Source organism: Knoellia tibetensis, assembly GCF_048606415.1.
GTDB classification, from domain to species: Bacteria; Actinomycetota; Actinomycetes; order Actinomycetales; family Dermatophilaceae; genus Knoellia; species Knoellia tibetensis.
This window is the reverse complement of sequence record NZ_JBMBWF010000001.1, coordinates 176,210-195,059: the sequence shown is the minus strand read 5'-3', so window position 1 is coordinate 195,059 and position 18,850 is coordinate 176,210. Positions and strand designations below refer to the sequence as shown.

21 protein-coding genes are annotated in these 18,850 nt (G+C 72.4%); 11 read left to right on the top strand and 10 right to left on the bottom strand.

From position 1 onward, the window contains the following. Window positions 1-46: 46 nt before the first annotated feature. Window positions 47-568: a hypothetical protein gene (locus tag ACOJV7_RS00950; protein ID WP_420188282.1), complete on the bottom strand. Its 522-nt coding sequence runs from the start codon at window positions 566-568 to the stop codon at window positions 47-49. A 248-nt stretch (window positions 569-816) separates the two neighbouring features. Further along, window positions 817-960, bottom strand: a complete 144-nt coding sequence (locus ACOJV7_RS00945; RefSeq protein ID WP_420188281.1) for a hypothetical protein — start codon at window positions 958-960, stop codon at window positions 817-819. A gap of 119 nt (window positions 961-1,079) precedes the next feature. Between ACOJV7_RS00945 and dapB the strand changes: the two genes are divergently transcribed. Beyond that, window positions 1,080-1,841, top strand: a complete 762-nt coding sequence (gene dapB, locus ACOJV7_RS00940; protein WP_420188280.1) for a 4-hydroxy-tetrahydrodipicolinate reductase — start codon at window positions 1,080-1,082, stop codon at window positions 1,839-1,841. Here the strand turns inward: dapB and ACOJV7_RS00935 are convergent. The 4 genes from ACOJV7_RS00935 to ACOJV7_RS00920 are packed head-to-tail and all read right to left on the bottom strand — an operon-like array spanning window position 1,838 to window position 4,204. Beyond that, complete coding sequence (locus ACOJV7_RS00935; protein ID WP_420188279.1) at window positions 1,838-2,152, bottom strand: AzlD domain-containing protein; 315 nt, start codon at window positions 2,150-2,152, stop codon at window positions 1,838-1,840. The genes dapB and ACOJV7_RS00935 overlap by 4 nt on opposite strands. Continuing rightward, on the bottom strand, window positions 2,149-2,904 hold the full coding sequence (locus tag ACOJV7_RS00930) for an AzlC family ABC transporter permease (RefSeq protein ID WP_420188278.1): 756 nt from the start codon (window positions 2,902-2,904) through the stop codon (window positions 2,149-2,151). Before ACOJV7_RS00930 ends, ACOJV7_RS00935 begins: the two co-directional genes overlap by 4 nt. Next, entirely contained in the window at window positions 2,901-3,479 is a 579-nt protein-coding gene (locus ACOJV7_RS00925; protein ID WP_420188277.1) for a GNAT family N-acetyltransferase, read from the bottom strand. Before ACOJV7_RS00925 ends, ACOJV7_RS00930 begins: the two co-directional genes overlap by 4 nt. Next, complete coding sequence (locus ACOJV7_RS00920) at window positions 3,476-4,204, bottom strand: enoyl-CoA hydratase-related protein (protein WP_420188276.1); 729 nt, start codon at window positions 4,202-4,204, stop codon at window positions 3,476-3,478. The genes ACOJV7_RS00925 and ACOJV7_RS00920 overlap by 4 nt, the downstream gene beginning before the upstream one ends. A 33-nt stretch (window positions 4,205-4,237) precedes the next feature. Here ACOJV7_RS00920 and ACOJV7_RS00915 point away from each other — a divergent pair, with 33 nt between their 5' ends. Then, window positions 4,238-5,047 carry an FAD-binding oxidoreductase gene (locus tag ACOJV7_RS00915; RefSeq protein WP_420188275.1) on the top strand — a complete coding sequence of 270 codons (810 nt, stop codon included), beginning with the start codon at window positions 4,238-4,240 and terminating at the stop codon, window positions 5,045-5,047. Window positions 5,048-5,184: 137 nt separating this feature from the next. On the opposite strand, the gene ACOJV7_RS00910 is transcribed toward ACOJV7_RS00915, so the two are convergent. Further along, entirely contained in the window at window positions 5,185-5,652 is a 468-nt protein-coding gene (locus ACOJV7_RS00910) for a dihydrofolate reductase (protein ID WP_420188274.1), read from the bottom strand. 127 nt (window positions 5,653-5,779) lie between these two features. After that, a complete protein-coding gene (locus ACOJV7_RS00905; protein WP_420188272.1) occupies window positions 5,780-6,589 on the bottom strand; it encodes a thymidylate synthase in 810 nt (269 codons plus the stop codon). 72 nt (window positions 6,590-6,661) lie between these two features. Here ACOJV7_RS00905 and dapA point away from each other — a divergent pair, with 72 nt between their 5' ends. From dapA to ACOJV7_RS00890, 3 genes are all read left to right on the top strand, one after another. Then, a complete protein-coding gene (gene dapA, locus ACOJV7_RS00900; protein WP_420188271.1) occupies window positions 6,662-7,549 on the top strand; it encodes a 4-hydroxy-tetrahydrodipicolinate synthase in 888 nt (295 codons plus the stop codon). Then, on the top strand, window positions 7,546-9,231 hold the full coding sequence (locus tag ACOJV7_RS00895; protein ID WP_420188270.1) for a ribonuclease J: 1,686 nt from the start codon (window positions 7,546-7,548) through the stop codon (window positions 9,229-9,231). The genes dapA and ACOJV7_RS00895 overlap by 4 nt, the downstream gene beginning before the upstream one ends. A 64-nt stretch (window positions 9,232-9,295) precedes the next feature. Continuing rightward, a complete protein-coding gene (locus ACOJV7_RS00890) occupies window positions 9,296-12,061 on the top strand; it encodes an FtsK/SpoIIIE family DNA translocase (protein WP_420188268.1) in 2,766 nt (921 codons plus the stop codon). Here ACOJV7_RS00890 and ACOJV7_RS00885 read toward each other — a convergent pair. Further along, the gene (locus tag ACOJV7_RS00885; protein WP_420188267.1) at window positions 12,045-13,175 is read right to left on the bottom strand and encodes a MauE/DoxX family redox-associated membrane protein; all 1,131 of its coding nucleotides are present in this window, start codon (window positions 13,173-13,175) and stop codon (window positions 12,045-12,047) included. The genes ACOJV7_RS00890 and ACOJV7_RS00885 overlap by 17 nt on opposite strands. Window positions 13,176-13,228: 53 nt before the next feature. On the opposite strand from ACOJV7_RS00885, the gene ACOJV7_RS00880 reads away from it, so the two are divergent. Next, complete coding sequence (locus tag ACOJV7_RS00880; protein ID WP_420188266.1) at window positions 13,229-13,936, top strand: ion channel; 708 nt, start codon at window positions 13,229-13,231, stop codon at window positions 13,934-13,936. Window positions 13,937-13,954: 18 nt separating this feature from the next. Here ACOJV7_RS00880 and ACOJV7_RS00875 read toward each other — a convergent pair whose 3' ends face one another. Then, the gene (locus ACOJV7_RS00875) at window positions 13,955-15,145 is read right to left on the bottom strand and encodes a dipeptidase (protein WP_420188265.1); all 1,191 of its coding nucleotides are present in this window, start codon (window positions 15,143-15,145) and stop codon (window positions 13,955-13,957) included. A gap of 85 nt (window positions 15,146-15,230) precedes the next feature. Between ACOJV7_RS00875 and rimO the strand changes: the two genes are divergently transcribed. The 5 genes from rimO (at window position 15,231) to ACOJV7_RS00850 (ending at window position 18,769) form a co-directional block, all read left to right on the top strand. Then, window positions 15,231-16,658 (top strand): 30S ribosomal protein S12 methylthiotransferase RimO, encoded by a 1,428-nt coding sequence (rimO, locus tag ACOJV7_RS00870; RefSeq protein ID WP_420188264.1) that lies wholly within the window; start codon window positions 15,231-15,233, stop codon window positions 16,656-16,658. Then, window positions 16,655-17,311 carry a CDP-diacylglycerol--glycerol-3-phosphate 3-phosphatidyltransferase gene (gene pgsA, locus ACOJV7_RS00865; RefSeq protein ID WP_420188263.1) on the top strand — a complete coding sequence of 219 codons (657 nt, stop codon included), beginning with the start codon at window positions 16,655-16,657 and terminating at the stop codon, window positions 17,309-17,311. The genes rimO and pgsA overlap by 4 nt, the downstream gene beginning before the upstream one ends. After that, the gene (locus tag ACOJV7_RS00860) at window positions 17,308-17,799 is read left to right on the top strand and encodes a CinA family protein (RefSeq protein WP_420188262.1); all 492 of its coding nucleotides are present in this window, start codon (window positions 17,308-17,310) and stop codon (window positions 17,797-17,799) included. The genes pgsA and ACOJV7_RS00860 overlap by 4 nt, the downstream gene beginning before the upstream one ends. 89 nt (window positions 17,800-17,888) lie before the next feature. Then, the gene (locus tag ACOJV7_RS00855; protein WP_420188261.1) at window positions 17,889-18,191 is read left to right on the top strand and encodes a helix-turn-helix domain-containing protein; all 303 of its coding nucleotides are present in this window, start codon (window positions 17,889-17,891) and stop codon (window positions 18,189-18,191) included. 11 nt (window positions 18,192-18,202) lie between these two features. After that, window positions 18,203-18,769: a GrpB family protein gene (locus ACOJV7_RS00850; protein WP_420188260.1), complete on the top strand. Its 567-nt coding sequence runs from the start codon at window positions 18,203-18,205 to the stop codon at window positions 18,767-18,769. The last annotated feature ends 81 nt before the right edge of the window (window positions 18,770-18,850 follow it).

Here is an 18,850-nt window from a genome sequence, read left to right as displayed (position 1 = left end):
ACGACCGTGCGTCCCCCGGCTCCGGTGGGTGCCTCTCGGGTGCCTCTCAGACGGTCACGGTCGTCATCGCCGTCCCGGGACGGCCGGCGACGCCGGGGGTCGCGACGACCGTGACGGGGACCGGCTGGCCGCCGGTGACCCCCGTGCTCACGAAGACGCACTCGCAGGGCCCCGTGGATGCGCTGCCGGCGAGCTCGGTGTCGACGCTGAGGACGATGAGCCCGGTGCCGTCGCCCGAGACGACGGTCCAGCCGAGGGGCGGCGACACGGTGGCCGAGACACCGTCGGCCATCCGGTAGGCCACCCTGAGGTCGTCGGTCGCCTCGCTGCTGAGGTTGGCGACCGTCGTCGTGACGACGAACCGGCTCGGCGACTCCGCTCGGCCCTCGAGGGCGTGACCTACCGCGGTGACCGAGAGGGCGGCCGGGCCCGACGTGGCGTAGACGGGGGACTGGAGCACGACGTGGACGGCGGGCAGCGACCAGGCGACGTGCCGCCCCGTGCGAAGGACGGCTCTCCGGTCGACCCCCGCTGGACGGCCCAGGGCGAGCTCGCGCTCTCGTGCCATGTGGACTCCCGATCTCGACCGGGTCGGTCGGACGGACGGGTTAGCCGTGACCGAAGCGGCCACCACAGGCTAGGTCCAACGGGCCACGGGGGCCGGGACTTCCTGCGAAAGATGGCCCGCCCGTCCCACGGGCCACCACAGCGCCCTCCCCGGGCCGCCGTCCGGGGCACGACGCCGCTGCCCCCGCCGGCAGGACGGCGAGGGCAGCGTGCGGCGCAACCGACGGCGAGGGCCGCCGGCGCGAGTCGTCAGGCGGTGGGGCGGAGGCGCTGCACCGTGGCGGGCGCGCTCCAGCGCATCTCCATGTGGGTGCGGCCGTCCTTGGTGGTGACCGGCACCCAACGCATCGTCAGGCAGGCCGGACCCGTGGCGGTCGTGGCGACCTTCTTCATGTGGGCTCCTTCGGTGGACCTGCGGAAGGTGAACGCGAGAGGCGTCGATCGTGCGTCCGTTCACCTGTTGTTCACCCTATGGTACCCCGAAGGTGAACAACAGGTGAACGACTCTCGGGATGACTAGAGTGCGGGGCGTGAGTGTCACCTCGGTCTCGGTCATCGGAGCCTCCGGACGCATGGGATCGGAGGTGTGCCGTGCGGTCGAGGCCGCCGACGGGCTCGAGCTCGTCGGGAGGTTCGACGTCGATGACGACCTCGGTGACCTCGCCGGTGCCGACGTCGTCGTCGAGTTCTCGGTCCCCGACGCCTCACCGGCCAACGTCGCGCACTGCGTCGAGCAGGGCGTGCACGTCGTGGTCGGGACCACCGGGTGGGGTGCCGACCGGCTCGACGCGCTGCGCGACCAGCTCGCCGGCCACCCCGAGGTGGGCGTGCTCATCGCCCCCAACTTCGCCATCGGCGCCGTCCTCATGATGGCCTTCGCCGCCAAGGCGGCCGAGTTCTACGAGTCGGCGGAGGTCATCGAGCTCCATCACCCTGACAAGGTCGACGCGCCGTCGGGCACCGCCGCCCGCACCGCCGAGCTCATCGGTGCCGCACGCGAGCAGGCCGGCCTCACCGAGGTCCCCGACGCGACCACGCACGACCCCGACGGTGCGCGCGGGGCGCGGGCACACGGCATACCGGTTCACTCGGTGCGGCTGCGCGGGCTCGTCGCGCACCAGGAGGTGCTCTTCGGGCAGACGGGCGAGATGCTGACGATCCGTCACGACTCCTTCGACCGGGTGTCGTTCATGCCCGGTGTCGTCGCCGCCGTCCGCCGCGTCGGGGAGCACCCGGGCCTCACGGTCGGCCTCGAGCACTACCTCGGGATCTAGCCCCAGCCGAGCGCGCGCAGACCCGCGGCCACGGCCGCTGCCCCGACGACGACGACGAGGAAGTTCGCGCGCAGCAGGAGGAGCAGGACCGCAGCGACCACTGCGGCGAGCCGCGCGTCGAGGTGCAGGGAGCCGCCTTCCCCGCCGAAGGTCTGGATCGCGACGAGCCCGGCGAGCAGCGCGACGGGCAGGAGTGTGAGCACGCGGCTGCGACGCGGGCCCTCGACCCACGACTCGGGTACGAGGTAGCCGGCGAGCTTGGTCGCGAAGGCCAGCCCGGAGGCGAGCAGCACGACGGTCCACGCGCTCACGACTCGACCTCCGGGTCGGTGCGCTCGTGCCGGCCGTGGGCGGCGAGCCCGACGACGACCGCAGCGAGGACAGTGAGGATGACCGGCACGCCGACGGGCAGCAACGGGGACGCGACGAGAGCGATCGCGACGGCGAGCACCATCGTCGCCGCGGCGTCGCGGTTGTGCAGACGCGGCCAGAGCAGGGCGGTGAACGCCGCAGCGGCCGCCGCGTCGAGCCCCCACCGCTGCGGGTCGCCGAGGGCGTTGCCGACGACGGCGCCGGCGAACGTCATGAGGTTCCAGAAGACGAAGACGGTGATGCCCGTGACCCAGAACCCGAGCCGACCGGCACGCCGCTTCTCCTGGCCGACCGCGACGGCGGTCGACTCGTCGATGGTGATCTGGGCCGCCGCGAGCCGCCGGAGCCCGCCGAGGTCGAGGATGCGTGAGGTCTGCAGGGCATAGAGCCCGTTGCGGACGCCGAGGAGGGTCGAGGTCGCCACCGCTGCCGACCCGGTGCCGCCGGCGCCGAGGATGCCGACGAGCGCGAACTGCGAGCCGCCGCTGAAGAGCAGCAGCGACAACGCGACCGTCTGGAGGGTCGTGAGGCCGGAGGCGACACCGAGCGCGCCGAAGCTGATGCCGTAGGCCCCGGTCGCGATGCCGACCGAGAGCGACTGCCGCAGCACGGCCCTGCGGTCACCAGCCGTCAGTGCCGCGTATGCCGGGTGCCCACCCTCGTCGTGCGACGCGGGCGTTGCCGAGCTCACCCGGGCTCGTCCGTCGCGAGGGAGGCGACGAGACGCACCTCCCGCAAGGTTGCGCCGTCGGGCGCGACGACCCGGTCGCGGAAGGCGCCGTCGGGACCGAGCCCGGAGGCGGTGAGGAAGGCGCGGGTGGCCTCGTCGTCGGCGAGGACCCAGATCGCGACGTCGTCCGCGCCGGCCCCGCGAAGCGTGTCGACGCAGGCGTTGAGGAGGCGGGAGCCGTGGCCCAGCCGCCTGGCACCGGGATGGACGCCGATCGCCGTCACCTCGCCGCGCGCGGGCCCGGCGTCGGCGTCCTGGCTGGGGCCGACTGCGGCGAAGCCGACGACCTGCTCACCGGCCCGGGCCACGAGCAGCCGGTGCACCCCCTCCGGTGGGTTCTCGAGGGACTGGCGCCAGGCCTTGGCGAAGGCGGGCGGCTCGAAGAGCGCGACGACCTCGTCGGGGACGCGGCCGGCATACGCCTGGGTCCACACCGCGGCCTGGACGACGCCGACGGCGGGTGCGTCGGTCGGCTTCGCGACGCGCACGCTCGCGTCGGCGACCGGGCCGGGGTCGTGGGAGTGGTCGTGGCTCATGAGCCCTGGAACTCCGGGGCGCGGCGCTCACGGAAGGCCGAGCGTCCCTCGGTGAGGTCGTCGCTCGACCACGCGGTGGCGAAGGCGGCCTCGTAGCGGGCGACGCCGGCGGAGTCACCGCCGTGGGCGTCGAAGCCGAGCTTGGACCCAGCCTGCGTCAGCGGCGCGAGGGCGACCGCGCGGCGGGCCAGCTCGAGGGCCTCGTCGAGACCTCCGCGGACCTGGGTGAAGCCGAGGCGCCACGCGTCGTCGGCGGTGAGGACGGCGCCGGTGAGGACCATGTGCCGCGCGGCGCCCTCGCCCCAGCAGCGCGTCGTGCGCTCCAGCGTCCAGTGGTTGACCATGAGACCGAGCTTGGCGACGGGCAGGGCGAAGGCGGCGTCGTCGGACACGACCCGCAGGTCGCAGGCGACGGCGAGCTGCATGCCGAGCCCCATGCACGAGCCCGAGATCGCCGCGACCGTCGTGATCGGCGCCCGCGAGAGGCGGGTCAGGACTTCGGCGAGCCGGTCGGTGAAGCCCACGTCCTCGAGCTCGGTGAGATCTGCCCCGGCGCAGAAGTGCCCGCCCGCTCCGGTGACGACGAGCGCCCGGGAGTCGACGAGCGCGGCCTCGAGAGCCGCGTCGAGCTCGTCGAGGGCCTCGTGGCCCAGGGCGTTGCGCCGCTCCGGTCGGTCGATCGTGAGGACGGTGACCCGGTCTGAGGTGGATGAGGTGATCGCCACGCGGTCGAGCCTAACCGCGGCGGGTTTGTGAGGATGGAGCGCGTGTCCCTGCTCCGCCGTCCCGCCAAGCCGCACCCCGTCTTCCGTCCGCTCGCCGTGGCGGAGGTCGAACCCGTGGCCGAGCACGCGGTGTCGATCGGCTTCGACGTGAGCGAGATGCCCGGGTTCCTCGACTACAGGGCGGGGCAGTACGTCACGCTGCGTGCGCTCGTCGGCGACGAGGACGTGCGCCAGTCCTACTCGATCTGGGTGCCGCCGAGCCGCGCCCGCCGCGAGGGTGTCATCCGGGTCGCGGCTGCGGCCGTGCAGGGCGGGCGGATGTCGCCGTGGCTCGCCAACGAGGTCGGCGTCGGGGAAGTCATGGGTGTCCTGCCGCCGCTCGGCGAGTTCGTCCTCGACGAGGTGGCCGGCCCGCGCCACCACGTCGGCGTCGTCGGCGGGTCCGGGATCACGCCGGTCCTCGCCATCGCCGCCGCCGCTCTCGAGCAGGACCCCGGCTCGACCGTCGACCTCGTCGTCGCGAACCGGACGCGGGAGTCGACGGTCCTCGGCAACCAGCTCGCGGAGCTGGCCGAGGCGTCCGGCGGTCGGCTGCGCGTCGAGCACGTCCTCAGCCGCGAGCGCGTGCCAAGTGTGCGCCACGGCCGCATCGACCCGCTCGTCATCAGGGACGTGCTGCGTGACGTGGGCGGGCTCGAGGGCGTCGACGACTGGTGGCTCTGCGGCCCGGAGGGGCTCATCTCCGACGCCGAGGCGTGGCTCGGGGGGGAGGGCGTCGGCGCCGACCACATCCACCGCGAGCGGTTCACCTCGACCGGACCGATCGACCCACGCAAGCGCTGAGTCCGGCCGGGAGAGTCGCAACGTCCGGCGAGGTGACGGCATACCCACCACGGTTGCGGACGCAATGTCGAGGTGAGCCGCGACGTCCGGCGAGGTGACGGCATACCCACCACCGTTGCGGACGCAACCCAAGAGGGTCAGCGGCGCTCGTAGGTGACCCACGCGAAGCCGTCGCGCTGCTCGCGCTCGGTCTCGCGCCACATGTCGGCGTCGATGTCGGGGAAGCGGACGTCGCCCTCGGGCTCCTGGTCGACCTCGGTGATGAGCAGCCGCTGGGCGAAGGGCATCGCCTGTGCGTAGACGTCGCCGCCACCGGCCACGAAGACCTCGCCGACCGGGCCGGCGAGCCCGAGGGCGTCGTCGAGCGAGTGCACCGTCTCGACGTCGGGGTGGTGCCAGTCGGCCTGGCGGGTGATGACGATCGTCCGCCGCCCCGGCAGGACGCGCCCGATCGAGTCGAAGGTCTTGCGTCCCATGACCATCGCGTGGCCCATCGTCGTCCGCTTGAAGAACGCGAAGTCCTCGGGCAGGTGCCACGGCATGTCGTTGTCGGCGCCGATGACGCCGTTGCGCCCGACCGCCGCGATGAGCGTCACCTGGGTCATGCGCCTCACCCTAGGACCGTGGCACCCACGACGTCACGGTATGCCGTTCGCCCACCTCGGCAGGCCGGCCCACCTCGCGAGGCCGACGCGCCTCGCGAGGTGGGCGGCCGGCATACGGGCGGGTGGGTCAGACCGCGATGGGGGCCTTGATCGCGGGGTGGGGGTCGTAGCCGACGAGCTCGAAGTCGCCGAGGTCGTAGTCGTCGATCGCCGTCCTGGGCGTGATGTGCATCGTCGGCAGCGGGCGGGGCTCGCGGGTGAGCTGGAGCCGGGCCTGCTCGAGGTGGTTGGAGTAGAGGTGCGCGTCGCCGAGCGTGTGGACGAACTCGCCGGGCTCGAGGTCGGTGAGCTGGGCGACCATCATCGTGAGCAGGGCGTAGGAGGCGATGTTGAAGGGCACGCCGAGGAAGACGTCGGCCGAGCGCTGGTAGAGCTGGCAGTGCAGCCGCGCACGACGGCCCTCGGTCGCGGGGCTGACGTAGAACTGGAAGAGCGCGTGGCACGGGGGCAGGGCCATGTCGTCGACGTCGGCGACGTTCCAGGCGCTGACGATGTGGCGGCGGCTGTCGGGGTTGGTGCGGATCGACTCGACGACCTTGGCGATCTGGTCGACCTGCCGGCCGTCGGGGGTCGGCCACGAGCGCCACTGGTGGCCGTAGACCGGGCCGAGGTCGCCCTGCTCGTCGGCCCACTCGTCCCAGATCGAGATGCCGCGCTCCTGGAGCCAGCGGACGTTGGTGTCGCCGCGCAGGAACCAGAGGAGCTCGCCGATGATCGACCGGAGGTGGAGCTTCTTCGTCGTGACGACGGGGAAGCCGTCGGCGAGGTCGAAGCGCATCTGGTGGCCGAAGACCGAGAGCGTGCCGGTGCCGGTGCGGTCGGACTTCTCGACCCCCTCGTCGAGGATGCGGTCGAGGAGGTCGAGGTACTGGCGCATGGCGAGAGCGTAGCCGCGGGCACCGACGGCGCCGGGGAGGCCTCGCCTCGGGCACCGACTACCCTGAGGGGCATGACGACGAACCCCTTCGGCCGGGTCATCACGGCCATGGTCACGCCCATGCACCCCGACGGATCACTGGACGAGGCGGGACTGCGGGCGGTCGTCGAGCACCTGCTGGCGAGTGGCCACGACGGCATCGTCGTCAACGGTACGACGGGGGAGTCGGCCACCCTGAGCGACGACGAGAGCATCGCAGCCGTCCGGCTGGCCAAGGAGGCCGCGGGCGACCGGGCGGCGATCACCGCCGGCATCGGGTCCAACGACACCGCCCACTCGATCCTCATGGCCGAGCGGGCTGCCGAGGCCGGCGCCGACGCCCTGCTCCTCGTCTCGCCCTACTACAACAAGCCCACTCAGGCCGGGCTCCTCGCGCACTGCCGTGCGGTCGCGGACTCCACCGAGCTGCCGATCATGCTCTACGACATCCCGGGGCGGACGGGGACGGCGTTCGACACCGCGACCCTCGTCGAGCTCGCGAGCCACCCGCGGATCGCCGCCGTCAAGGACGCCAAGGCCGACCTGTGGGCCTCGACCCACGTCATGGCCGCGACCGACCTGCTGTGGTTCAGCGGCGACGACGTCCTCACCCTCGCGCACCTCGCCCAGGGCGCGGTCGGCTGCGTCTCCGTCGTCGGGCACGTCGCCGGCAAGGAGTACGCCGCGATGATCGCCGCCGTCGACGCGGGTGACCTCGCCCGGGCGCGCGAGATCCACGAGCGCCTCATCCCCGTCGTCGACGCCATCATGACGACCTCGCAGGGCGCCATCATGGCCAAGGCCGCGCTCGTGGAGCTGGGAGTGATTGCGTCAGCGACCGTGCGCTTGCCGCTCGTGGAGTCACCACCGGAGCACCTCGACACCCTCCGCAAGGGCCTGGCCGGGTCGGGTCTCGCGTGAGCCACCCGCATCCCGAGCTCTCGCTGCCCGGTCCGCTCAAGGAGGGCGGCGTCCGCGTCGTCGCCCTCGGAGGGCTCGGCGAGGTCGGCCGCAACATGGCCGTCATCGAGCACAAGGGGCAGCTGCTCGTCATCGACTGCGGCGTCCTCTTCCCGGACGACCACCACCCGGGCATCGACCTCATCCTCCCGGACTTCAGCTACATCAGGGACCGGCTCGACGACATCCAGGCGATCGTCCTCACCCACGGGCACGAGGACCACATCGGCGCGGTGCCGTTCCTCCTGCGCCTCAAGCCGGACATCCCGCTCGTCGGCTCCCAGCTGACGCTGGCCCTCATCGAGGCCAAGCTCAAGGAGCACCGGATCAAGCCCTACACGCTCTCCGTCAAGGAGGGCGACCGCGAGAACCTCGGGGTCTTCGACTGCGAGTTCGTCGCCGTCAACCACTCGATCCCGGACGCGCTCGCGGTCTTCGTGCGCACCTCGGGCGGCAACCTGCTCCACACCGGCGACTTCAAGATGGACCAGCTGCCGCTCGACGGCCGGCTCACCGACCTGCGCGCCTTCGCCCGCCTCGGCGAGGAGGGGGTCGACCTCTTCCTCACCGACTCGACCAACGCCGAGGTCCCGGGCTTCACGACGCCCGAGAAGGACATCGCGCCCGCGATCGACCGGGTCTTCCGGGACGCGCAGCGCCGGATCATCGTCGCCTGCTTCTCCTCGCACGTGCACCGCGTCCAGCAGGTGCTCAACGCGGCCGAGAAGTCGGGTCGGAAGGTCGCCATGGTCGGCCGGTCGATGGTGCGCAACATGGGGATCGCCGCCGAGCTCGGCTACCTCCACGTGCCCGACAACATCCTCGTCGACTTCAAGAAGCTCGGTGACCTGCCCGACGACAAGGTGACGCTCATCTGCACCGGGTCACAGGGTGAGCCGATGGCGGCCCTGTCGCGCATGGCCAACCGCGACCACCAGATCGAGGTGGGGGAGGGCGACACCGTCCTCCTCGCGTCCTCGCTCATCCCCGGCAACGAGAACGCCGTCTACCGCGTCATCAACGGGCTCATGCGGCTCGGGGCCGACGTCGTCCACAAGGGCAACGCACGCGTCCACGTCTCCGGCCACGCCAGCGCCGGCGAGCTCCTCTACTGCTACAACATCGTCAAGCCGCGCAACGTCATGCCGGTGCACGGTGAGTGGCGGCACCTGCGGGCGAACGCCGACCTCGCGCTCGCGACCGGCGTCCACCCCAAGGGCGTCGTCGTCGTCGAGGACGGCGTCGTCGTCGACCTTGTCAACGGCAAGGTCAAGGTCGCCGGCGCGGTCGAGTGCGGCTACGTCTACGTGGACGGCTCGTCGGTGGGCGAGGCCGACGAGACCCTGCTCAAGGACCGCCGGATCCTTCGCGACGAGGGGTTCGTGTCCGTCATCGTCGTCATGGACTCCTCGACCGGCAAGATCGTCGCCGGACCCGAGATCACCGCGCGCGGGTTCGTCGAGGACGACGTCGTCTTCGACGACGTCATGCCGCAGCTGACAAGGGCGCTCGACGAGGCCACCGCCCAGGGCGTCCTCGACACCTACCAGCTCGAGCAGGTCATGCGGCGAGCCGTCGGCGGTTGGGTGGGCCGCAAGATCCGCCGCCGCCCGATGATCATTCCGGTGGTCATCGAGGCCTGACCACAGCTTCGGTGGTGCGCGTGTGCTCCGTGTGAACGGTGTGACTGTGGCCTAGGGTGCGAGCATGGCCTCCCGTTCGACCACCCCTGCGCGCTCCCGCACGGCGTCGTCGCGCCCCGCGAACCGCCGCGCGCCTGCCCGCACGACCAGCCGCAAGAAGGCGCCGGCCAAGGGCAGCACGACGCCGATGCCCGTCGCCGCCGTCCGCGGCGCGTGGATGGGCCTCGCGCACGTCACGGGCGGCACCGTCCGCAAGGTCTCGCACGTCGGCCAGGACCTCGAGCCGGAGCACCGCCGCGACGGCGCCGGGCTCGCCCTCATCGCGCTCGCCGTCGTCGTCGCCGCCCGGGAGTGGTGGGGCCTCGCCGGCATCGTCGGCGAGGCGACGCACGCCGTCGTCGCCGGGACCTTCGGCCGGGTCGGCTACGCCCTGCCCATCGTCCTGCTGCTCTTCGGCCTCCACCTGTGGCGCACCCCGCGCGAGCACCCCGCGACCAACCGCATGGCGATCGGCACGGCCATCCTCGCCTTCGCCGCCTGTGGTGTCGTCCACGTCGCGGCCGGCATCCCCGAGCCCCCGGCCGGCGCCGACGGCATGCGCGCGGCCGGCGGCATCATCGGCTTCCTCGCGTCGAGCCCGCTCGAGGCCGCCGTCTCGATCTACGGCACCATCCCGCTCCTCATCCTCGTCGGCATGTTCGGACTGCTCGTCCTCACGGCCACGCCCGTGCACGAGATCCCCGACCGGCTCGAGCTGCTGCGGTCCACGCTCCTGGGGCGGCCGGCATACGCAGACGAGGACGCGACCGAGGAGGTGCCAGTCAAGAAGCCGCGGCGCTCGCGTGCCAAGGCCGACGAGCCGATGGTCGGCGACGAGGCCTACGAGCAGGCCGCGATCGTCGACTACGAGGACACCAAGGGGCGCAAGTCGCGGCGCCTGCCGCCGCCCGCCGACACCGACGAGGGCGGCCCGCGCCCGGGCCGGGGTCCCCAGGACGCGGCGCAGCCGAGGCCTGGGGCGAAGCGCCCCACCGCGCCCGGCGTCCTCGCGCCCGCCGCCAAGGCGCCCGTGGAGCAGGTCAAGCTCGAGGCGCCACCGACGACCCCGCTGCCGCAGCGCGTGGAGCAGCTCTCGCTCGCCGGCGACATCACCTACACGCTGCCCGACAACGCCGCGCTCAAGCAGGGCGCCCCGCACAAGGAGCGCTCGGAGGCCAACGACCGCGTCGTCGAGTCGCTGACGACGGTGCTCGACGAGTTCGGCATCGACGCCCAGGTCACCGGCTTCACCCGTGGCCCGACGGTCACCCGCTACGTCGTCGAGCTCGGTCCCGGCGTCAAGGTCGAGCGCGTCACCGCGCTCTCGAAGAACATCGCGTATGCCGTCGCCTCGGCCGACGTGCGCATCCTCAGCCCGATCCCGGGCAAGTCCGCCATCGGCATCGAGATCCCGAACCCGGACAAGGAGATGGTCTGCCTCGGCGACGTCCTGCGCAGCCGGGTCGCGCGCGACAACCACCACCCGATGGTCATGGGCGTCGGCAAGGACGTCGAGGGCGGCTACGTCATCGCCAACCTCGCGAAGATGCCGCACCTCCTCGTCGCCGGCGCCACGGGCTCGGGCAAGTCGAGCTTCGTCAACTCGATGATCACCTCGGTCCTCATGCGGTCGACGCCCGACGAGGTCCGCATGGTGCTCGTCGACCCCAAGCGGGTCGAGCTCACGGCATACGAAGGCATCCCGCACCTCATCACGCCCATCATCACGAACCCCAAGAAGGCCGCCGAGGCACTCCAGTGGGTCGTGCGCGAGATGGACGCCCGCTACGACGACCTCGCCAACTACGGCTACAAGCACGTCGACGACTTCAACAAGGCGGTGAAGTCGGGCAAGGTCCAGCCGCTTCCCGGCTCGGAGCGGGTCATCCACCCCTACCCCTACCTCCTCGTCGTCGTCGACGAGCTCGCCGACCTCATGATGGTCGCCCCCCGCGACGTCGAGGAGTCCATCGTCCGCATCACCCAGCTCGCGCGCGCCGCCGGCATCCACCTCGTCCTCGCGACGCAGCGTCCGTCCGTCGACGTCGTCACCGGCCTCATCAAGGCCAACGTGCCGAGCCGGATGGCCTTCGCGACCTCGTCGCTCGCCGACAGCCGCGTCGTTCTCGACCAGCCCGGCGCGGAGAAGCTCCTCGGCCAGGGTGACGGCCTCTTCCTCCCGATGGGCGCGAGCAAGCCGATGCGCGTCCAGGGCGCTTGGGTCACCGAGTCCGAGATCCAGGAGATCGTCGGGCACGTCACCGGCCAGCTCAAGCCGACCTACCGCGAGGACGTCACGGTCGTCGCGGCCAAGAAGCAGATCGACGACGACATCGGTGACGACCTCGACCTGCTGCTGCAGGCGACCGAGCTCGTCGTGACGACGCAGTTCGGCTCCACCTCGATGCTCCAGCGCAAGCTGCGCGTCGGGTTCGCCAAGGCCGGTCGTCTCATGGACCTGCTCGAGTCCCGTGGCGTCGTGGGCCCGTCCGAGGGCTCGAAGGCCCGCGACGTGCTCGTGCGACCCGACGACCTGCCGACGACGCTGGCGATCATGCGGGGCGAGGACGTGCCGCAGGCGGAGGAGGCCTTCGACAACGAGGCCGAGGACTCGAGCGCCGGTTACGACGGGGACGACGAGGGGCAGCCGGCCGCCGCGCCGCGGGCTCCCGCCGACCGCTACGGCAGCGACGCCGTCGCAGCCGACCTCGACCGCCGGCCGCAGGTCGAGGCCTGGGACGACGACGAGGACGACAGCGAGGACGCCTGGGAGCTCACCGGTCGCCGGTGAGCTGCCTCCCGCCGAGCGTGTCGGCGGGCTCGGCGGGTTGGGCGGGTTCGGCGGGCTCTGCGGGTTCACCGAGAACGGGGGCCGGCTCGGTCGTCGCCTCGGTTGACGTGGTGGCCTCGCGCAACGCCTCCTCGACGTCATCGACGAAACGCCTCACGTCATCGCTGCCCGACACCGGGCCCCCGGCGAGGTGGTCGTCCACCCCGAGGAGGACCGCGGTGGGGGAGCCCCGCAGGCCGAGCGCCTCCCAGACGATGCCGCGGTGGTCGAGCAGGGTGCGGGCCGGGGGTGGACCGACGAACTTCTCGGCGATCGGGACGGAGAAGACGAGCCGGACGTCGACGAGCGGGTTCCGCTCGTCCCACGCGGTGATGTCGGCCATGACCTCCTTCGTCGACGCGCAGTAGCAGTTGACGAAGACGAGCAGCTGGGCCCGGTGCTTCGCCAGCTCCTGGAGCGTCACGGGCTGGCCGAGGTCGACGTCGTGGACGACGAGGTGCGGCGTCGGGGTGCGGACGTAGTCGTCCGCGTCCGCGCTCGCCGGCTCGGTCGCCACAGCCGCGGGAGGGTGCGCCACCTCGTCCGCCTGTCCCTGCCGCCCGCCGAGCACGAGCGCGGTGAGCACGCAGGCGCCGGCCGTGAGGGCGAGCCAGAGCAGGTCGCCGTTGTCGCTCCCGTCCCACAGCGACCAGGCCGTGCGACCCGAGGCGCCCAAGGCCACGGTGGCCACGGCGGCGGCGACGAGCACGGTGTTGCGGGCGAGGGTGCGGCCCGAGATGCTCTGGTCGCCGACCTGCCCGAAGCACCCGCACTGCGGCCTGGGGGTGAGGGTGAGGCCCCGGGCGATGAGCGCCCAGTAGACGAGCATGAGCCCGAGGGTCGCGACGGCTGCCGCGGTGAAGAGGAACCGCGACGGTGCGAGCAGGAAGACCGCGAGGACGAGCTCGAGGCCGGGGATCGCCCGCGCCAGCGGCCGGGGAAGCACCCAGTCCGGCAGCTCGAGGTTGCGGACGATGGTGCGCAGGGTCTCGCCGCGGCCGAGCTTGGTGGTCGCGCTGAACCCGAGCACGGCGACGAGCGCGAGGGGGGCGACGACCCACGCAGGGTGCTGCATGGCGTCATCCTAGGTCGGCGTCGCCCCACCGTCCGGCGCTTAGAGTGACACCCATGGAGACGAGTGTCTGGGACGACCTGCGCGAGCCGCCGACCCGCGCGCAACGCTGGCGGGCGGTGCTCCGCAAGCAGCCGTCGGCCTTCCTCCTCGGCGTCCAGCTCGTCGTCATCGTCCTGCTGCCGTGGCTCCAGGACCTCGAGTACGGCCGCCTCGCGCTCACCGTGCTCAGCCTCTGCGCGCTCACCGTCGCGGTCTTCACGGTGCGCAGCACCCCTGCGCTGACCTGGCTCTCGGTCGGGCTCGGCCTCCCCGCCGGTGTCCTCGAGGTCTGGTCCTCGATCGACACCGACAGCACCGTCATCGTGGCCCTCGCGCACACGGCCCTGTCGCTCTTCTACTTCTACACGGCATACGGGCTCGTCTCCTACATGTTCGAGGACGCCTGGGTGACCAAGGACGAGCTCTTCGCCGTGGGGGCGGCATTCACGGTGCTGCTCTTCGCGTTCGCCTACCTCTTCCTCGCCGTGCAGGAGCTGTGGCCGGGGTCCTTCGTCGGCCACACCGACGGCGCGAGGCGCAGCTTCCTCGAGCTGCTCTACCTCTCCGGTGCCAACCTCACGAGCGTCGGTCTCTCCGACGTCCTGCCGGTCGGGTCTCAGGCCCGCGCCGTCGCCATCATCGAGCAGCTCGCCGGCGTCATGTACGTCGCGATGGTCATCTCGCGCCTCGTCGCGCTCACGGTGATGCGCAACCAGCGCTGACGCGATGGTCCGCCGCCCTCAGGTGGCGGACGCCCCGTCGAGGTTCTCGATCCGCGCGATGCTCGGCTCGCGGTCGGTCAGGTCACGGGCGGTCGCCTCGACGCCCTCGAGCACGCGCAGGGCATTGCCCCACGTGAGCCGGCCGAGGTCGTCGTCGGACCAGCCGCGCTCGGCCAGCGCCTCGAGCAGCCTCGGGTAGGACGACACGTCCTCGAGCCCGCGCGGGAGCCGGCCCACGCCGTCGTAGTCGCCTCCGAGCCCGATGTGCTCGACACCGGCGACCTCGCGGACGTGCTCGACGTGCGCGACGACTTCGTCGATCGTCGCCTCGGGCGGCGGGTGCGCCTCGCGGTGCCGCTCGAGGAACGCGCTGTATGCCGTGTGGTCGGCCCAGTGGACGTCCTCGGCGGCCGCCGCGTCCGCGGCCTCGAGGTCCCACTCGCGCACGGTGGGCGAGATGAACTTCGGCACGAAGGTGACCATGCATACCCCGCCGTTGTCGGCGAGGGTGGCGAGGACGTCGTCGGGGACGTTGCGCGGGTGGTCGCAGACGGCGCGCGCCGACGAGTGCGAGAACATCACCGGCGCCTGCGTCGTGGCGAGGGCATGACCCATCGTGTCGGCGGAGACGTGCGAGAGGTCGACGGCCATGCCCAGACGGTTCATCTCGCGCACGACCTCATGGCCGAAGGGCGAGAGGCCGCCGAGCACGGGCTCGTCGGTCGCCGAGTCGGCCCACGGGACGTTGTCGTTGTGGGTGAGCGTCATGTAGCGGACCCCGAGCGCGTGGAGCATCCGCAGCGCCCCGAGCGAGCTGTCGATGCTGTGGCCGCCCTCGGCCCCCATGAGCGAGGCGATGCGGCCCGACTCGCGAGCCGCGCGGACGTCGGCCGCGCTCACCGCGAGAGCCAGCTCACCGGCATACCGGGTCGTGAGGGTGCGGACGAAGTCGACCTGCTCGAGGGTCGCGGTGACGGCCCTCTCGCCGGCCCACTTGGCGTCGACGTAGACCGACCAGAACTGCGCGCCCATGCCGCCGCGGCGCATCCGCGGGATGTCGGTGTGGGTCGAGCCGACCTCGCCGGCGATGTCGAGGCGGTCGAGGTCGTAGGCGACCTGCTCGCGCGCGGCCCAGGGCAGGTCGTTGTGGCCGTCCCAGACGGGATGGCTCGCGAGCAGGTCCGAGATGCGCTGCGCGGTCGAGGTCATCGCCCCAACCTAGGTCACGGGGGCGCGCCGGCCCGCACGCCCGCGCGGTGCCGGGAGCGATCTCGCGGACACCTAGACTGAGCGCATGCCCGCACCCGAGACGACCTCACGTTCGGTGGCCGTCGTGACGCTGGGGTGCACGCGCAACGACGTCGACTCGGAGGAGCTGGCCGGTCGGCTGTCCGCCGGGGGCTGGACCCTCGTCGAGGACGCCGCCGACGCCGACGTCGCGGTCGTCAACACCTGTGGGTTCGTCGAGCAGGCCAAGAAGGACAGCATCGACAGCCTGCTCGAGGCGTCGTCGCTCAAGGACCACGGGCGCACGCAGAAGGTGGTGGCCGTCGGCTGCCTCGCGGAGCGCTACGGCCAGACCCTCGCCGACGAGCTGCCCGAGGCCGACGCGGTGCTCGGCTTCGACTCCTACGCCGACATGTCGACCCACTTGCGCACGATCCTCGACGGCGGCAGCGTCCCGAGCCACGTGCCCAGCGACCGCCGCAAGCTGCTGCCGCTCTCGCCCGCCGTCCGGCAGGACGCCGCGGCCGACGTCGCGCTGCCCGGGCACGCCGCGCCGCGCACCCGGCTCGGCACGGGGCCGTGGGCGCCGCTCAAGATCGCGTCCGGCTGCGACCGGCGCTGCGCCTTCTGCGCGATCCCGATGTTCCGCGGGTCCTTCGTCTCGCGCCGCCCCACCGACGTCCTCGACGAGGCGCGCTGGCTCGCGGGGCAGGGCGTGCGCGAGCTCTTCCTCGTGAGCGAGAACTCGACGTCCTACGGCAAGGACCTCGGCGACCTCGCGCTCCTCGACGCGATGCTCCCCGAGCTCGCCGGCATCGACGGCATCGAGCGGGTGCGCGTCTCCTACCTCCAGCCGGCCGAGGTGCGTCCGGGCCTGCTCGACGCGATGGTCGCGGTGCCCGAGGTCATGCCGTGGTTCGACCTCTCCTTCCAGCACGCCGCCGCGCCCCTGCTGCGGCGGATGCGCCGGTTCGGCGGGACCGAGAGCTTCCTCGGGCTCGTCGAGGACGTGCGCCGTCGTTCGCCGCTCGCGGGCATCCGCAGCAACGTCATCGTCGGCTTCCCGGGCGAGACCGAGGACGACGTCGACGAGCTCGCCGAGTTCCTCACCGCCGCCCGGCTCGACGTCGTCGGCGTCTTCGGCTACTCCGACGAGGACGGCACCGAGGGTGAGACCCTCACCGGCAAGGTCGACCCCGACGCCATCGCCGAGCGGGTCGCGCGCATCACCGACCTCGTCGAGGAGCTCACCGCGCAGCGAGCCGAGGACCGCATCGGCGAGACGGTGCGGGTGCTCGTCGAGGAGGTCGACGTCGAGCACGCCGAGGGCATCGACGGCTCCGGCCACGGGTCCGTCGTCGGCCGAAGCGAGCACCAGGGACCCGACGTCGACGGGACGACCCGCGTCCTCGGCGTCACCGCTGCGGTGGGGGAGACCGTCGTCGCCACGGTCGTGGGGACCGAGGGCATCGACCTCGTCGCGGAAGCGACATGAGCGAGCGGCCGTCGCCGGTCGCGCGCATGGCGCCCAGTGCCTGGAACATCGCCAACGGCCTGACCGTCCTGCGCCTGCTGCTCGTGCCCGTCTTCGGCTGGCTCCTGCTCTGGGACGACGGCCACCAGGCGGGCCCGCGCTGGTGGGCCTTCGTCGTCTTCACCATCGCGATGGTCACCGATCGGATCGACGGCGACATCGCCCGCAGCCGTGGGCTCATCACCGACTTCGGCAAGGTCGCCGACCCCATCGCCGACAAGGCGCTCGTGACCATGGCCCTCATCGGCCTCTCGATGATCGGCGACATCCCGTGGTGGATCACGCTCGTCATCACGGTGCGCGAGTGGGGCATCACGGCGATGCGCTTCTGGGTCATCCGGCACGGCGTCATGGCCGCCGGCCGCGGGGGCAAGGTCAAGACGCTGCTCCAGGCGCTCGCCCTCGGCTTCTTCGTCATCCCGCGCTTCTCCCTGCCCTTCAGCGGCGCGCTCGACCTCATCGCGTGGGTGACGCTCGTCGCCGCCCTCGTCGTCACGGTCGTCACCGGCGTCGACTACGCCGTCGACGCCTTCCGGCTGCGGCGCACCAGCCCGCGCGCGATGGCCAAGAAGGCGGCTCGCGCGGCAGCCCGCGACCGGCGGCCCGAGGCGTGAGCTCGCCGGAGGCGCTCGTGGCCGACCTCGTCGCGCGCGGTCTCACGGTGGCCTGCGCCGAGTCGCTCACGGGTGGCCTCGTCTGCGCGGCCCTCACCTCCGTCGCCGGCTCGTCGGCCACCGTGCGCGGCGGAGTCGTGTCCTACGCCACCGATGTCAAGGCCGACGTGCTCGGTGTCGACGCCGAGCGGCTGCGCTCGGTCGGGCCGGTCGACGCCCTCGTCGCCGAGCAGATGGCGGTGGGTGTCGCCCGCGTCCTCGGGGCCGACGTCGGCCTCGCGACGACGGGGGTGGCCGGTCCCGGACCCGCCGACGGTATGCCGGCCGGCACCGTCTTCGTCGCGGCCTGCGGTCCGTGGCCGGGCGGGGTGACGAGCCGCCGGCTCGCCCTCACCGGCGATCGCGCGCAGGTGCGCGCGGCCACCGTCGACGCCGTCCTCGCCCTGCTCGACGAGCAGCTGGCCGGTGTCGCCAGGCAGGGGGAATAGCCCGGGTCGGGGAAGTCTTCGACGAAGTGACACCCTCGCGATGTAGCGTGGAGGGCGAAACGACCAGCGGCACGACGAAGGGAGGCCCGATGATCCTGCTCCGACACGAGCTCGGTGAGTCGCTGCGCGAGCGGCGACAGCAGCAGGGCCGCACCCTGCGCGACGTGGCCGCCGCGGCGTCGGTGTCCCTCGGCTACCTCAGCGAGATCGAGCGTGGCGTCAAGGAGGCCTCCTCCGAGCTGCTCGCCGCGATCTGCGTGGCACTCGACGTGCCGCTCTCCGTCGTCCTCGACGACGTGAGCCGCCGCGCCGCCCACGTCGAGTCGCTCGGTGCACCGGTGTCGCTGCCGGTCGCAGGTCGCGCCGACGTCGTGTCTGCCTCCGCGGCCTGACCCTCGTCGCCGTGCCGGCCGAGCACGTCGGTGGACGTCCGGCCCCGTGGTCGGTGCCCGTCGTCCTGCACGAGCCCCACCCGGAGTGGCCCCGTCTCTTCGAGGCGGACGCGGCCCTCATCCGCGGTGCCCTCGGCGAGCGGGCGCTCGGGGTCGACCACGTGGGGTCGACGTCGGTGCCGGGGCTGCCCGCCAAGCCGGTGATCGACATCCTGCTCCAGGTGGCCGACCCGGCCGACGAGGACGCCTACGTGCCTGCGCTCGTCGCGCTGGGCTACTGGCTCCAGATCCGGGAGCCGGAGTGGCTGGAGCACCGTGTGCTCTACCAACGGACCGAGCGTGGCTGCCCGCACGACGTCAACGTGCACGTCCTCGCACCCGACACCGGGCAGGAGGAGGTCGCGCGGCTCCTCGGGTTCCGCGACTGGCTGCGCTCGCACCCCGAGGACCGCGACGCCTATGCCGCCGAGAAGCGCCGGCTGGCCGCCCGGTCGTGGCGCTACGTCCAGGACTACGCCGACGCCAAGTCCGCGGTCGTCGAGTCGATCCTCGCGAAGGTCGCTCGGGCTCCCGGATAGCCGCAGGGCTTGGGCGTCGGTGGCGCGACCGGCGCAGAGCGTGGCGGCCGGCGCACCCATGGGGGCGCCACTCGTCGACCT

What these genes read in the sequence shown, in the direction of transcription:
- ACOJV7_RS00885 (WP_420188267.1), bottom strand. Translation starts at nt 13,175, where the DNA reads ATGCAGCACCCTGCGTGGGTCGTCGCCCCCCTCGCGCTCGTCGCCGTG.
- ACOJV7_RS00905 (WP_420188272.1), bottom strand. Translation starts at nt 6,589, where the DNA reads ATGCGCCAGTACCTCGACCTCCTCGACCGCATCCTCGACGAGGGGGTC.
- ACOJV7_RS00925 (WP_420188277.1), bottom strand. Translation starts at nt 3,479, where the DNA reads ATGAGCCACGACCACTCCCACGACCCCGGCCCGGTCGCCGACGCGAGC.
- dapA (WP_420188271.1), top strand. Translation starts at nt 6,662, where the DNA reads ATGACGACGAACCCCTTCGGCCGGGTCATCACGGCCATGGTCACGCCC.
- dapB (WP_420188280.1), top strand. Translation starts at nt 1,080, where the DNA reads ATGACTAGAGTGCGGGGCGTGAGTGTCACCTCGGTCTCGGTCATCGGA.
- ACOJV7_RS00910 (WP_420188274.1), bottom strand. Translation starts at nt 5,652, where the DNA reads ATGACCCAGGTGACGCTCATCGCGGCGGTCGGGCGCAACGGCGTCATC.
- rimO (WP_420188264.1), top strand. Translation starts at nt 15,231, where the DNA reads ATGCCCGCACCCGAGACGACCTCACGTTCGGTGGCCGTCGTGACGCTG.
- ACOJV7_RS00880 (WP_420188266.1), top strand. Translation starts at nt 13,229, where the DNA reads ATGGAGACGAGTGTCTGGGACGACCTGCGCGAGCCGCCGACCCGCGCG.
- ACOJV7_RS00875 (WP_420188265.1), bottom strand. Translation starts at nt 15,145, where the DNA reads ATGACCTCGACCGCGCAGCGCATCTCGGACCTGCTCGCGAGCCATCCC.
- ACOJV7_RS00950 (WP_420188282.1), bottom strand. Translation starts at nt 568, where the DNA reads ATGGCACGAGAGCGCGAGCTCGCCCTGGGCCGTCCAGCGGGGGTCGAC.
- ACOJV7_RS00915 (WP_420188275.1), top strand. Translation starts at nt 4,238, where the DNA reads ATGGAGCGCGTGTCCCTGCTCCGCCGTCCCGCCAAGCCGCACCCCGTC.
- ACOJV7_RS00890 (WP_420188268.1), top strand. Translation starts at nt 9,296, where the DNA reads ATGGCCTCCCGTTCGACCACCCCTGCGCGCTCCCGCACGGCGTCGTCG.
- ACOJV7_RS00945 (WP_420188281.1), bottom strand. Translation starts at nt 960, where the DNA reads ATGAAGAAGGTCGCCACGACCGCCACGGGTCCGGCCTGCCTGACGATG.
- ACOJV7_RS00855 (WP_420188261.1), top strand. Translation starts at nt 17,889, where the DNA reads ATGATCCTGCTCCGACACGAGCTCGGTGAGTCGCTGCGCGAGCGGCGA.
- pgsA (WP_420188263.1), top strand. Translation starts at nt 16,655, where the DNA reads ATGAGCGAGCGGCCGTCGCCGGTCGCGCGCATGGCGCCCAGTGCCTGG.